The sequence below is a fragment of the Pseudomonas sp. microsymbiont 2 genome, assembly GCF_054788395.1.
Map to the genome: position 1 here is coordinate 2,704,739 of NZ_CM139112.1, position 12,425 is coordinate 2,717,163.

Annotated in this window: 11 protein-coding genes; 5 read left to right on the forward strand and 6 right to left on the reverse strand. The window is 66.2% G+C overall.

Annotation, left to right across the window (positions count from 1 at the left end; translation table 11 throughout):
- Positions 1-34: 34 nt before the first annotated feature.
- Genes ACYUME_RS12245 through ACYUME_RS12260 form a run of 4 tightly spaced genes read left to right on the forward strand, consistent with a single transcriptional unit; the run spans position 35 to position 3,535 of the window.
- Positions 35-958: a metal ABC transporter substrate-binding protein gene (locus ACYUME_RS12245; RefSeq protein ID WP_279886477.1), complete on the forward strand. Its 924-nt coding sequence runs from the start codon at positions 35-37 to the stop codon at positions 956-958.
- On the forward strand, positions 955-1,836 hold the full coding sequence (locus ACYUME_RS12250; protein ID WP_460419059.1) for a manganese/iron ABC transporter ATP-binding protein: 882 nt from the start codon (positions 955-957) through the stop codon (positions 1,834-1,836). Before ACYUME_RS12245 ends, ACYUME_RS12250 begins: the two co-directional genes overlap by 4 nt.
- Positions 1,833-2,696, forward strand: coding sequence for a metal ABC transporter permease (locus ACYUME_RS12255; protein WP_279886471.1), 864 nt, complete (start codon positions 1,833-1,835; stop codon positions 2,694-2,696). Before ACYUME_RS12250 ends, ACYUME_RS12255 begins: the two co-directional genes overlap by 4 nt.
- A complete protein-coding gene (locus ACYUME_RS12260) occupies positions 2,693-3,535 on the forward strand; it encodes a metal ABC transporter permease (protein ID WP_279886470.1) in 843 nt (280 codons plus the stop codon). Before ACYUME_RS12255 ends, ACYUME_RS12260 begins: the two co-directional genes overlap by 4 nt.
- A gap of 365 nt (positions 3,536-3,900) precedes the next feature.
- On the opposite strand, the gene ACYUME_RS12265 is transcribed toward ACYUME_RS12260, so the two are convergent.
- The gene (locus tag ACYUME_RS12265; RefSeq protein ID WP_460419062.1) at positions 3,901-5,991 is read right to left on the reverse strand and encodes a TonB-dependent siderophore receptor; all 2,091 of its coding nucleotides are present in this window, start codon (positions 5,989-5,991) and stop codon (positions 3,901-3,903) included.
- Positions 5,992-6,122: 131 nt separating this feature from the next.
- Here ACYUME_RS12265 and ykgO point away from each other — a divergent pair, with 131 nt between their 5' ends.
- A complete protein-coding gene (gene ykgO / locus ACYUME_RS12270) occupies positions 6,123-6,269 on the forward strand; it encodes a type B 50S ribosomal protein L36 (protein WP_023632134.1) in 147 nt (48 codons plus the stop codon).
- 152 nt (positions 6,270-6,421) lie between these two features.
- On the opposite strand, the gene ACYUME_RS12275 is transcribed toward ykgO, so the two are convergent.
- The 5 genes from ACYUME_RS12275 to ACYUME_RS12295 all read right to left on the reverse strand — a co-directional run bounded on the left by ACYUME_RS12275 (position 6,422) and on the right by ACYUME_RS12295 (position 12,423).
- On the reverse strand, positions 6,422-7,900 hold the full coding sequence (locus ACYUME_RS12275; RefSeq protein WP_460419347.1) for a PepSY domain-containing protein: 1,479 nt from the start codon (positions 7,898-7,900) through the stop codon (positions 6,422-6,424).
- A complete protein-coding gene (locus tag ACYUME_RS12280) occupies positions 7,900-10,053 on the reverse strand; it encodes a TonB-dependent receptor (RefSeq protein WP_460419064.1) in 2,154 nt (717 codons plus the stop codon). Before ACYUME_RS12280 ends, ACYUME_RS12275 begins: the two co-directional genes overlap by 1 nt.
- A 71-nt stretch (positions 10,054-10,124) precedes the next feature.
- Entirely contained in the window at positions 10,125-10,514 is a 390-nt protein-coding gene (locus tag ACYUME_RS12285) for a DUF2946 family protein (RefSeq protein WP_460419065.1), read from the reverse strand.
- Positions 10,515-10,797: 283 nt separating this feature from the next.
- Complete coding sequence (locus ACYUME_RS12290; protein ID WP_460419067.1) at positions 10,798-12,156, reverse strand: 8-oxoguanine deaminase; 1,359 nt, start codon at positions 12,154-12,156, stop codon at positions 10,798-10,800.
- An 84-nt stretch (positions 12,157-12,240) separates the two neighbouring features.
- Positions 12,241-12,423, reverse strand: a complete 183-nt coding sequence (locus ACYUME_RS12295) for a hypothetical protein (RefSeq protein WP_460419068.1) — start codon at positions 12,421-12,423, stop codon at positions 12,241-12,243.
- Positions 12,424-12,425 lie beyond the last annotated feature (2 nt).

Below are 12,425 nucleotides of genomic sequence, written 5' to 3' on the forward strand. Positions count from 1 at the left end.
AGCCGTTTCCTCCGACTCGAAGTGGAAGTGACGGATGTTCGATAGACGCAGGTTCCAATCCCGCCCATTGCGCCTGGCAGGCGTGATGTTCGCCGCACTGCTGCTGGCGCTGCCGGTCGACGCGGCGGAAAAGTTCAAGGTGGTCACCACCTTCACCATCATTGCCGACATGGCCCGCAATGTGGCGGGAGACGCCGCGGTGGTCGAGTCGATCACCAAGCCCGGCGCCGAGATCCACAATTACTCGCCGACCCCTGGCGACCTGCGCCGCGCGCAGGGGGCGCAGCTGATCCTGTGGAACGGCCTGAACCTTGAGCTGTGGTTCGAGAAGTTCTTCCAGCGCCTGCACCAGGTGCCGGGGGTGGTGGTGTCCGACGGCATCGAGCCCATGGGCATCGTCGCCGGTCCCTACAGCGGCAAGCCCAATCCCCATGCGTGGATGTCGCCGCGCAACGCCCTTATCTACGTGGACAACATCCGTGACGCACTGGTGCGCCATGATCCGGCGCACGCTGCGACCTACCAGCGCAACGCCGACGCCTACAAGGCGCGCATCGAGGCGACCATCGCGCCGCTGCGCGAGCGCTTGGAGCAGATCCCGGCAGACAGACGCTGGCTGGTCAGCAGCGAAGGCGCGTTCTCCTACCTGGCGCGTGATTTTGCCCTGAAGGAGCTGTACCTGTGGCCGATCAACGCCGACCAGCAAGGCACGCCGAACCAGGTGCGCACGGTGATCGACGCGGTCAGGGCCCATGCCATCCCGGCGGTCTTCAGCGAAAGCACGGTGTCCGACAAACCCGCGCGCCAGGTGGCCCGCGAAACCGGCGCGCATTATGGTGGCGTGCTGTATGTCGACTCCCTGAGCACGCCGGACGGCCCGGTGCCGACCTACCTCGACCTGCTGCGGGTGACCACCGACACCATCGTCCGCGGCCTGAACGCGGTGGCCAGCCCATGAACTCGCACAACCAGGCGCTGGAAGCCGGGATCGTCGTGCAGGGCGCGACCGTGACCTATCGCAATGGCCATACCGCGCTGCAGGATGCCAGTTTCACGCTGCCGATGGGCACGATCACCGCGCTGGTGGGGGTCAATGGCTCGGGCAAGTCGACCTTGTTCAAGGCCATCATGGGCCTGGTGCGCCTGGCCGCAGGGCGGGTCAGCGTGCTGGGGCTGCCGGCCGAGCGCGCCTTGCGGCAAAAATGCACGGCCTATGTGCCCCAGGCCGAGGAGGTGGACTGGGACTTCCCGGTGCTGGTCGAGGATGTGGTGATGATGGGCCGCTACGGGCACATGGGCCCGCTGCGCATCGCCCGCCGCGCCGATCATGAGGCGGTGGACGCGGCGCTGAGCCGGGTCGACATGCAGGCCTTGCGCAAACGCCAGATCGGCGAACTGTCAGGCGGCCAGCGCAAGCGTGTGTTCCTGGCCCGGGCCCTGGCCCAGGACAGCCGGGTGATCCTGCTCGACGAGCCGTTCACCGGGGTCGACGTGAAGACCGAGGACCAGATCATCCAGTTGCTGCGCGAGCTGCGTGCCGAGGGGCGGATCATGCTGGTGTCGACCCACAACCTCGGCTCGGTGCCCGAGTTCTGCGATCGGGTGGTGCTGATCAAGCGCACCGTGCTGGCCCACGGCCCGACCGACGAGGTCTACACCCGGGACAATCTCGAACGTGCCTTCGGCGGGGTGCTGCGCCACTTCGCGCTGCTGCCGGGCGATCCGGCGCAGCAACCACCGGTCAGCGTGTTCAGCGACGACGAGCGGCCACTGATCCTGCGCAATGGCCTGCCGGCACGTCGCGAGCCGGGCAGCGACAGCGAGGCCGACGCATGATCGAACTGCTGCTCGAACCGTTTGCCTACGGTTACATGCGCAATGCCCTGTGGGTCTCGACCCTGGTCGGCGGGGTCTGCGCGTTCCTGTCCTGCTACCTGATGCTCAAGGGCTGGTCGCTGATCGGCGATGCGCTGTCCCACGCCATCGTGCCTGGCGTGGCCGGCGCCTACATGATCGGCCTGCCGTTCTCCCTCGGTGCGTTCTTCGCCGGCGCACTGGCCTCGGCCGCGTTGCTGTTCCTGCAGCGGCGCACGCGACTGAAGGAAGATGTGGTGATCGGCATGATCTTCACCTCGTTCTTCGGCCTGGGCCTGTTCATGGTCTCGCTGTCACCGACCTCGGTGAACATCCAGACCATCGTGCTCGGCAACATCCTGGCGATCACCCCGGGCGACACCTTGCAGCTGGCGATCATCGGCCTGGTCACCCTGGCGGTGCTGCTGGCCAAGTGGCGCGACCTGATGCTGACCTTCTTCGACGAGCAGCAGGCGCGCGCGGTCGGTATCCGCCCGACCGCGCTCAAGCTGCTGTTCTTCGCCTTGCTGTCGGCTTCGACCGTGGCCGCGCTGCAGACGGTGGGGGCGTTCCTGGTGATCTGCATGGTCATCACCCCGGGCGCGACGGCCTATCTGCTCAGCGACCGCTTTCCCCGGTTGCTGGCCATCGCCGTCGCCATCGGCGCCCTGACCAGCCTGGCCGGCACCTACCTGAGCTATTACCTGGACGGCGCCACCGGTGGCGTGATCGTGGTGCTGCAGACGCTGATCTTCCTGCTGGTGTTCGTCTTCGCCCGCAAGCACGGCCTGCTGGCCGCCCGTCGCCGTCGGCGCCAGGCGCTGCTGGAGGTTCGCCCATGAACCTGCTGGATCTGCTGCTGGAGCCGCTTCGCTTCGACTTCATGGTCTATGCCATGGCCATCGCCGTGCTGATCGCCATCCCCATGGCGCTGCTGTCGTGCTTCCTGGTGCTCAAGGGCTGGGCGTTGCTGGGCGATGCCATCGCCCATGCGGTGTTTCCTGGCGTGGTGATCGCCTACATCGTGCAGATTCCCTATGCCATAGGTGCCTTTGTCGCGGGTATGTTCTGCGCCGTGGCCACGGGGTTTCTCAAGCAGAACAGCCGCATCAAGCAGGACACGGTGATGGGCATCGTCTATTCGGGCATGTTCGGCCTGGGGCTGGTGCTGTACCTGAAGATCGAGTCCGATGTGCACCTGGATCACATTCTCTTCGGCGACATTCTCGGCGCCGGCCCCCAGGACCTGTGGTTGTGCGCGGCTATCGCCGTGCTCACGGCGCTGGTGGTCGGCGGCAAGTGGAAGGACCTGATGTTGCACACCTTCGACGCGGTGCAGGCCCATGCGGTCGGCCTGCGCACCGGCTGGTTGCACTATGGCCTGCTGTGCCTGATCTCGCTGGCGGTGGTCGGGGCGCTGAAGGCTTCGGGGGTGATCCTGGCGATCGCCTTGCTGATCGCCCCGGGGGCCATCGCCGCGCTGCTGACACGCCAGTTCCGGCACATGCTGTGGGTGGCGTTGCTGGTGGCCGTCGGCTGTTCGTTCCTTGGCGTGTACTGCTCGTTCTACCTCGACAGCGCGCCGGCGCCGACCATCGTCATGGCCTTTGCCGGGGTGTTCGTGCTGGTGCTGGGGTGGCAGGCGCTTGGGCGCAGGTCTGGGGTGTCCGAGGCGAGTTGAGTGGTGGGGTTTGCAGGTGTTCGGCGTTGGAGTTGCAGCGCCTATCAGATCGAGCGCCGCCCGCGCGGCGCATCGCGACGCAAGGCCGCTCCTACATCTGTTTCGGGCCAATTATTCCTGTGAAAGTAGCGCCGCCCGCCTTGGTGCATGCCTCAAGTCAGGCGAGGCGCCAGCAGTGCCCGCCTTGATACCGTGTCGTACCAACAAGGCGGACCAGGTAATGGCACAGGAGCGACTGGCCCGAAACAAATGTAGGAGCGGCCTTGCGTCGCGATGCGCCGCGCGGGCGGCGCTCGATCTGATAGGCGCTGCAAGGGTTACGGCGGACACTTGGTGACCTTCACCCGCTCAATAACCCGTCCCCCTCAAAGACTGAGCGTCAGGCTCAAACTGACATTGCGCGGCTCCCCCGGCAGCACCCACGAACTGTTGTACGAGCGTTCGTAGTACTTGCGATCAAACAGGTTGTTGAGATTCAGCCCCACGGTCACCTGTTCGCTGGCCTTGTAGTGCGCCAGCAGGTCGACCGTGCTGTAGGAGGGCAGGGTGAAGCGGCTGCCGGCCTGGCCTGAGCGCTCGCCCACGTAGTTGAAGGCCGCGCCCACATCCGAGCCGCGCAGGGCACCGTTCTGGAACTCGTACACGCCCATCAGGCTGCCGCTGTTGCGGGCAATGCCAAGCAGGTCGCTGCCCTTGGGCACGGCGGCGTCGCCCTTGGTGACTTCGGCATCGATATAGGCATAGGCGCCGATCACCCGCACCGCGTCGCTGAGCTGGCCGCTGAACTGCAGGTCCAGGCCCTGGCTGCGCGCCTTGCCGGCGGCCACGCTGTCGCCGAGGGCATCGGTGGTGACGACGTTCTCCTTGTCGATATGGAACAGCGCGATGGTCGCGCCCAGGCGACTGTCGAGCAGGTCGAGCTTCAGCCCGGTCTCGTAGCCCAGGCCTTTCTCGGGCTTGTACACCTGCCCTTGGGTGCCGATGGTATTGGGCTTGAAGGAGGTGGAGGCGTTGGCGAACACGCCGACCTGCGGCGTCAGTTGGTACAGCAGGCCGATGCGCGGGGTGGCGACATCCTTTTCCTGGGTGTTGCTGACCCTGGTGCTGCGGTTCTGCGAGGTCTGTTCGATGTGTTCGAGGCGTACGCCGAGCAAGCCGCGCAGACGCTCGGTGAAGGCGATCTGGTCCTGCAGGTTGAGGGCGTAGCTCTCGGTGCGCTCGAAGAAGTCGTTGGCCCGGGCGAGGGCCGGCTTGGGCTTGCCGTACACCGGGTTGCGGATGTCCTGGCCATAGCTGGCCAGCGTCGCGCTTTGCGGGTACTTCTGGCTGTTGCGGTAGTTCTCGTATTCGAAGCCGGCCAAGGTCTGGTGCTGCCAGCCGAACAGCTCGAAATGACCATGCAGCTCGGCCTGGGTGATGTTGTCGTTCCACTCGAAGTCGCGCTCGCGATAGAAACGGGTGAGGGTGCTGCCGACCAGGGCCTGGGGTTCGGAGCTGTTGCCCTTGAGCGTGCCCTGGGTGTAGTGGTTGGCCAGGCGCAGTTTCCAGTTGTCGTCGAGCACATGCTCCAGGGCCAGGTCGATGGTCTGGTTGTCGTTGCGGATCTTGCCGTCGTTGGGCTCGCCCATGAAGGCCGAGCGCGGCACCGAACCCAGCTCGCCGTTGACCGCTGGAATACCCCGATCAAATACCGACTCGGTACGGGAGAACTCGGTATCGAGCATCAGGCGGGTATCCGGCGAGAGCTGCCAGCTCAGCGATGGGCTGACGATCCGCCGTTCGCTGTCGACATGATCGCGGAAGCTGCCGTTGTCCTCGACGGCCAGGTTGACCCGGCCCAGCAGGTTGCCTTCGCTGTCCAGCGGGGCGTTGGCGTCGAGCGTGGTGCGGTAGCGGTCCCAACTGCCGGCGCTCAGGCTGAGGGTGCTGAAGGTCTCGGCCTGCGGGCGCTTGGTGACGATATTGACCAGGCCGCCGGGGTCGCCACGGCCATAGAGGCTGGCGGCCGGGCCCTTGAGCACCTCGATGCGCTCGATATTGGAGGTGTCGGGCGAGCTGTAGCTGCCGCGGTTGATGGCGAAGCCGTTCTTGTACAGCTCGCCCGTGGTAAAGCCGCGCACGCTGTAGTTGAGGAAGGTGAGGCCGCCGAAGTTGTTCTGGCGCGAGACGCCGCCGGCAAAGTCCAGGGCCCGGTCGATGCGGGTGGTGTTGAGGTCCTTGAGCACCTGGGCAGGGACTACGTTGATGCTCTGGGGCGTATCGCGGATATCGGTGTCGGTGCGGGTGGCCGTGGCCGAACGGGTGGCGCGGTAGCCACGCACCGGGCCGTCCGCGCGTTCCTCGACGTAGGCGTCGGTGATCGAGGTTTCATCCAGCAGCAAGGGTTGGGCCGCGGAAAGCGGTTGGCCGAACAGGCCAAGGGTGAGGCCGGCCAGAAGCGGTGCGCGAGGGTTCACGTGGGGTCTCCGTTATTGATGTAATAACATAACATTTTGATTTGGACAGATGCCACTGCCTGAGGCGAGAGTGATTGTGCGATGGGAATGATTCGCGTTAATGTTATGTTATTACGTTAACGGAGGTTGTCATGCAAGTACTGTCATCGCTCAAACAGGCCAAGCGCCGTCATCGTGACTGCCAGGTGGTCAAGCGCCGTGGAAGGATCTATGTGATCTGCAAGTCCAATCCACGCTTCAAGGCGCGGCAGGGAGGGGTGAAGAAGAAGCGGGGCTAGTAGGCTTTCGCGGGTAAACCCGCTCCCACCGGACCAGCGCAAGCCTTGCGGTCATTGCGATCCCTGTGGGAGGGGGTGTCGGGGCGCCGAACCGCCGCGAACACCGGCATGGCGGTGCCATGTCCCGACGAGCCCGCTTGCACAGGCTGCTCTCAATGCCGGTACTGGTGACAGGCACGGCGCAAGCGCCGCCAGCCCAGCACCACGCCACTGATCGAGATCACCAACCCACCGGCACTCAGGGCGATGATCAGCCCTTCACGCAACAACGGTCGCGCTAGCAGCGGTTGCCAGTCCCAGCTGTGCAACAGGTTGAACAGCCAGCGCCCGACACGCTGCGCCCGGTCGTGGCTGGCCACCAGCGTGCCGCTGGCCGGGTCCAGGTAGACCCAGGTGTCGGCGGCGTCGGCGAAACGCAGGCGCAGTACCGGCAGGGGACGTGTCTGGAAGCCGTACATGCTCTGTGGGTCGCGGGCGAAATAGTGGAAGTCGTAGGTGTCTTGCCACTCATCCACACTCGCCACCTCTGGCGCCATGGCGTGGGCCGCTGCCAGCAACCGCTGCCGTGAAAACGCCTTGACCGGCGGTGCGTCGCTTTCCAGGATGCGGCTGTCGCCATTGGCGCTGCGTGCCACCAGGTAAGTCGCATCGCCCAGACGCTGCCACTGCAACTCGACGGCCGTGAAGTTCGCCTCGCCCAGCCGCTGCAACGCGGCGCCGACCGACAGCCGCAGATCGGCGGCACGCAACGGGCCCTGTTGCAGGGCAGACAACGCGACCTGCGAGCGGCTGTCGGTCAGGCCCCAGGGGCGCATCGACATCAGCCCGCTGAACACCCACAGCAGCAGTACGCCGCCGAACAGCAGCCCGCCGATATGGTGCCAGCGCAACCAGCCACCGGGGTACGGGCTGCACGACCCACTGCGATAGCGCTTGCGCAGGCGCAGGCGCAGAACGCCCACCGCCATGCCCAGCACGGCCATCAGCGTGCCCAGCAGCGACAGCCCGATCACCAGCGTGCGCCAGCCATTGTCGAAGCCGAACCCGCCGCGCAACGGGTAGAGCCAGTGCAGCCAGGCGCCGACCCAGTTCCAGGCGCGCTCCTGCGCGGTGGCGTCGCGCACCACCTCGCCGGTGCGCCCGGACAGGTACAGCCAGGTGCCGGCCGCATCGGCGACCCGCACCTGATGCAACGGGCGCTCGCCGTCCAGGGCCCGGGAGTGGGTCCACATGTCTTCGTCCAGCGTGCCCTGGTAATCCAGGGCCACATCACCGGCAAACTGCCTGGCATTGGCCAGCGCCCAGGCCGCATCGGCGCCGGCCAGGGGCTTGCCACTGGCGGCATCGAGGGCGACGCGCCGGCCATCGGCCAGGTCCAGCAGGTAGTACGGTCGCCCGCCCAGGCTGGTCAGGCGTAGCGCCTTCAACGGCTGCTGCGCCCAGCTGCCTGGCATTTGCGCGCAGCACCCGGCCGGCAGCGCCGGCAGGTGGGCCAGGCGCTCGGCCGGGGTCAGCTTGGGGTAGCCGACATACAGCATGACCACCCCGGAGACGAACCACAGCGCCATGAACAGGCAGGCGACGATGCCAAGCCAGCGGTGCCACAGGTACAGCTGGCGCTTGAGGCCCATCAGTAGCGCCACTGCACGGCCACTTCCAGGCTGCGCGGCTCACCCAGGTAGTACTGGGTGTTGGTCTGGTGGATGAAGCGCGCGTAGACCTCGTCGGTGAGGTTGCGCAGGCGCGCGCTGACTTGCACGTGCTGGTCCAGGTCGTGAGTCATGGACAGCCCGTAGACGGTGTACGACGGCACCCAGGCGGTATTGGCGGTGTTGGCGTACACCGACGACACGTAGCGGGCATCGGCGCCGACCTGCCAGCCCGGCGCCAGGTCGTAGGTCAGCCACAGGTTGGCCACCCGGTCGGGGATGTTCACCGGGTTCTTGCCCTTGCGCGAGTACACCACGCCGCCGATGGTCTCGTTGAACTCGTCGTACTCGGCATTGACCCAGCTGAAGTTGCCCGCCGCCAGTAGCTTGGGCGTGACCTTGAACGAGGCCGCCAGCTCGATGCCGGTGGAGGTCTGCTGGCCGGCCTGCTCGGTGGTGTTGGGCACGGTCGAGGAGGGCACCGAGATGTTCTTGCGCACGATGCGATAGGCCGCGGCGGTAGCCGAGCCGCGCCCGTCGAGGAAGTCGAACTTGCTGCCCACTTCCACCTGGCGCCCGGTGCTCAGGTCGAAGTCGCCGACCTGGCTGATCGAGGCGCCGGTGAGCGAGCCCCCCGGTGGCTCGGCCGAGGTGCTGTACTGGGTGTACAGGCTGACATTGGCGGTCAGGTCGTAGACCAGGCCCAGGCGGCCGGTGAAGGCGTCCCAGCGTCGGTCGAGCTTGGCCCGGGTCACGTGGTCGACCACGTCGAAGTCGATATGGTCGTAGCGCAACGCGGTGATCAGCGACAGCTGGTCGGTCAGGCGGGTGCGGTTCTCGACAAAGCCCGCGGTAGTGTCGGTGTTGGTGCTGCGGCCTTTGGCGCGCGGCGCGTCCATGCCGGGGATGTCGAGGAAGTGGCCGGGCTGGAAGCCATTCGGGTCGATGGTATCGAAGGCACCTTTGGACAGCGGATAGGTGGTCTGCTGGTTGCGGCTGTAGTCCACGCCGAACGCCCAGTCGCTGGCCAGACCGAACAGCTGGCCTTGATGGGTCAGTTCGGTGCGGTTGCCGTTGACCTCCTGGTCGTGGCGCTGGCGGTAGCCGCCGGAGCGGGCAATGTTGGTGTTGCCGGCGTTGTAGCGGTACACCTCGAGGTTGCGGTAATCGCGCTGGCCGTTGTAGTGGTAGAAGGTGTTGCGCAGCTGGTTGCTGTCATCGATGCGGTAATCGGTGATCGAGCGCAGCCAGCGGGTGCGCTGCTCGTAGCGGCCGTCCTCGACGTTGTAGTTGTCGAAGCGATTGTGCTTGTCGATGTGCAGGGTGCCGACCGCCGGCTGCAGCACCGGCGTGCCCCAGTACGGGCTGTCTTCTTTTTCTTCCAGGTACTCGATGGCCAGGGTGTGCGACAGCTGGTCGTTGATGTCGCTGAGCAGCGAGAAGGCCAGGTTGCCGGCACCGTTTTCCTGGCGGTCGATATAGCCGTTGCTGCTGGTGCGGCTGTAGTCGAGCCGCGCATAGTGGCGCGGGCCATCGCCGCTGTTGAGCGCCTTGTTGAAACCGACCGAGGTTTCCATCGTGTCGTAGCGAGCGTAGCTGACACGGCCCTCGAAGCTGTCCTCGTCGCGGTTGGCCAGCTTGGTGATCATGTTCAGGCTGCCGCCGACGGCGCCGCTGCCGTTGAGGAATGACGAGGGGCCGCCGAGCAGTTCGACGCGGTCGTAGATCCACGCGCCAACCGGGCGCGCCGTGGCGCCGTATTGCAGGTTGATGCCGTTGAACAACTGGCTGACCTGGGCACCGTTGAAGCCCCGGTACGACACGTAGCCGCCCCAGCCGGGTGGTGCCGAGGCGTTGACGCCGGGCAGGGCGTTGGCGGCGTCCTGGAAGTTGCGCGCGCCGATGCGCTCCATGGTCTTGCGGTCGGCAACGCTGACCGAGGCGGGGTTCTCGCGTGCGCTGAGGTTCAGTCGCGAGCCGCTTTCGATAGGCCGGTCGAGATCCAGGGTGGTGGCTTCTTTGGGGTGGTCGGCCGTGGCCGTGACGTTGCTGGCGGGCAGGGTCAGGGTGTCATCCTGCGCCCAGGCGCAGGTTGCGCTGCCAACGAGCAGCGCCAAAGTGGTCATGCGGAACATGCAAGGCTTCCTGGCTGAAATCGGTGAGCGCGCGCCCGCTGCCGATCAGGCGGCACTCGGGCGTGGCGATGTCAGAACGCGAGAAGCGAAGCGGGGGAGGCGCGGGGATTGACCAGTGGCCAGCGCTGCTTGGGCAGGCGTGGCGCGGGTTGTCTGGGTAAGGGCTTGCTCGATTCGCCGGCGAGCACGGCCAGCAGCCCGAAGAACACTGCCAGCAGGCTGGCGCTGAACAGGCTGGCGATCACGCAGTCGCTGCCGGCGGGCACCACCGGGTCGGTGGCGTCCTGGTCGCCCTTGAACACGCCACTGGCGTCGGCCGCGCACCAGGCGGCGTCATCCAGGCCTGCCAGGCGCAGGCCGGCCATCTGCCCATGGCCGATGGCACACAGCAACGAGCCGAACAGGATGCTGAAGTACAGCAACCAGGCAACGTGCGATCGTGTGTGGCGGGCCAGCTTCATCGGCAAAGCTCGAAGGGAAAGGGAAAGTGTTTGGCGTGCGGATTCTACATCGTTTGAGGTATCTGAACAGAGTGATCTACCGATAATGCGCCCTCGAAAAGATGCATGCGCCTGGTCCACTCTGTAGGAGCAACTGTCTTGCTCGGATTTCTCAATCTGGCGCGGCTCCTGTGGGGGCGGCCTTAGCCGCGAACACCGGCAAGGCCGGTGCCATCCACCGCAGGAGCTGCTTCGCGGGTAAACCCGCTCCCACCCACTGGGAGGAAGCGCTTCGCGCCGAGGGCTACTCGCCGCTGACCAGCTGATAGGCCAGCTGATTGTGGCGTTCGAGCACCCGTGGCAGGTCGACGGTCTTCAACTGCCCAGCCTCGACCACCACCCGGCCGTTGATCACGCTGGTATCGACATGGGTCGGGGTGCAGAACACCAGCGCCGCCAACGGATCGTGCAGGGCGCCGGCATAGGCCACATGGCCCAGGTCGAAGGCCACGAAGTCGGCGACCATGCCCGGTGCCAGGGCGCCGATATCGTCGCGGTTGAGCACCTTGGCGCCGCCCAGGGTGGCGATCTCCAGCGCTTCGCGCGCGGTCATCGCATCGGGACCGAAGCCCACCCGCTGCAGCAGCAGCGCCTGGCGCACTTCGCCGATCATGCTGGCTCCGTCGTTGGAGGCCGAGCCGTCGACCCCCAGCCCCACCGGCACACCGTGGTCGCGCATCTTGCGGATCGGCGCGATGCCCGAGGCCAGGCGCATGTTCGAGCATGGGCAGTGGGCGACACCGGTGCCGGTGCGAGCGAACAGCTCGATGCCGTGCTGGTCGAGCTGCACGCAGTGCGCGTGCCATACGTCATGGCCGACCCAGCCCAGGTCCTCGGCATACTCGGCTGGAGTCATGCCGAACTTCTCGCGGCTGTAGGCGATGTCGTTGACGTTCTCGGCCAGGTGGGTGTGCATCGACACGCCATAGTGGCGGGCGAGCACCGCCGCCTCGCGCATCAGGTCGCGGCTCACCGAGAACGGCGAGCAGGGCGCTACCACCACGCGGCGCATCGCGCCATGGCTGGCGTCGTGGTAGTCCTCGATCAGGCGCTGCGACTCCTTGAGGATGTCGCTTTCCTTCTCCACCACCGAATCCGGCGGCAGGCCGCCCTGGCTGCGCCCCACGCTCATGCTGCCGCGCGCGGCGTGGAAGCGCATGCCGATCTCTTCGGCGGCGTGGATGCTGTCGTCGAGCTTGCAGCCGTTGGGGTAGATGTACAGGTGGTCGCTCGATGTGGTGCAGCCGGAAAGGATCAGCTCGGCCATCGCCGTCTGGGTCGACACCGCGATCATTTCCGGGGTCAGCCGCGCCCAGATCGGGTAGAGGTTGGTCAGCCAGTTGAACAGCTCGCCGTCCTGGGCCGCCGGCACCACGCGGGTGAGGCTCTGGTACATGTGGTGGTGGGTGTTGACCAGGCCGGGAATGACGACCTTGCCGGTCATGTCCAGCACCACGTCGGCGTGCTGCGGCAGGCTTTCGCTGGGGCCGACCTGGCGGATCAGGTTGTCCTCGATGTACAGGCCGCCGTGTCTGATCTCGCGGCGTTCGCCGTCCATGGTCACCAGCAGTGCGGCGTTCTTCACCAGTAGGGTCTTGGGCATGTGTGTTCCCTCCCGCATGGGGATGTTGTTCTGTCTTTTGAATGTAGGAGGTGGCCGGCGCTCGCGCCGGTCGCACCGTTGCCGTCAGGCGTGCTGGCGAAAAACGGCAGCGATCGGTGTTCCGCGCACGCGCAGGTGCCGCTTCAGGGAGGCGGTGGCAGGCGTGGAGGTGAACGGCAACAAGGTGAATGTGGCGTTGATCGCGTGGGCGTCGAACGGCATTCGAAGAAGGTGCTCGAGGGCGTCGAGCGGCAGTGGGTAGCGCATGG

Bases quoted from the DNA above. Each gene is read 5' to 3' on its own strand.
- ACYUME_RS12255 (WP_279886471.1), top strand. From the start codon at position 1,833: ATGATCGAACTGCTGCTCGAACCGTTTGCCTACGGTTACATGCGCAAT.
- ACYUME_RS12260 (WP_279886470.1), top strand. From the start codon at position 2,693: ATGAACCTGCTGGATCTGCTGCTGGAGCCGCTTCGCTTCGACTTCATG.
- ACYUME_RS12285 (WP_460419065.1), bottom strand. From the start codon at position 10,514: ATGAAGCTGGCCCGCCACACACGATCGCACGTTGCCTGGTTGCTGTAC.
- ACYUME_RS12290 (WP_460419067.1), bottom strand. From the start codon at position 12,156: ATGCCCAAGACCCTACTGGTGAAGAACGCCGCACTGCTGGTGACCATG.
- ACYUME_RS12295 (WP_460419068.1), bottom strand. From the start codon at position 12,423: ATGCGCTACCCACTGCCGCTCGACGCCCTCGAGCACCTTCTTCGAATG.
- ACYUME_RS12245 (WP_279886477.1), top strand. From the start codon at position 35: ATGTTCGATAGACGCAGGTTCCAATCCCGCCCATTGCGCCTGGCAGGC.
- ACYUME_RS12250 (WP_460419059.1), top strand. From the start codon at position 955: ATGAACTCGCACAACCAGGCGCTGGAAGCCGGGATCGTCGTGCAGGGC.
- ACYUME_RS12280 (WP_460419064.1), bottom strand. From the start codon at position 10,053: ATGTTCCGCATGACCACTTTGGCGCTGCTCGTTGGCAGCGCAACCTGC.
- ykgO (WP_023632134.1), top strand. From the start codon at position 6,123: ATGCAAGTACTGTCATCGCTCAAACAGGCCAAGCGCCGTCATCGTGAC.
- ACYUME_RS12275 (WP_460419347.1), bottom strand. From the start codon at position 7,900: ATGGGCCTCAAGCGCCAGCTGTACCTGTGGCACCGCTGGCTTGGCATC.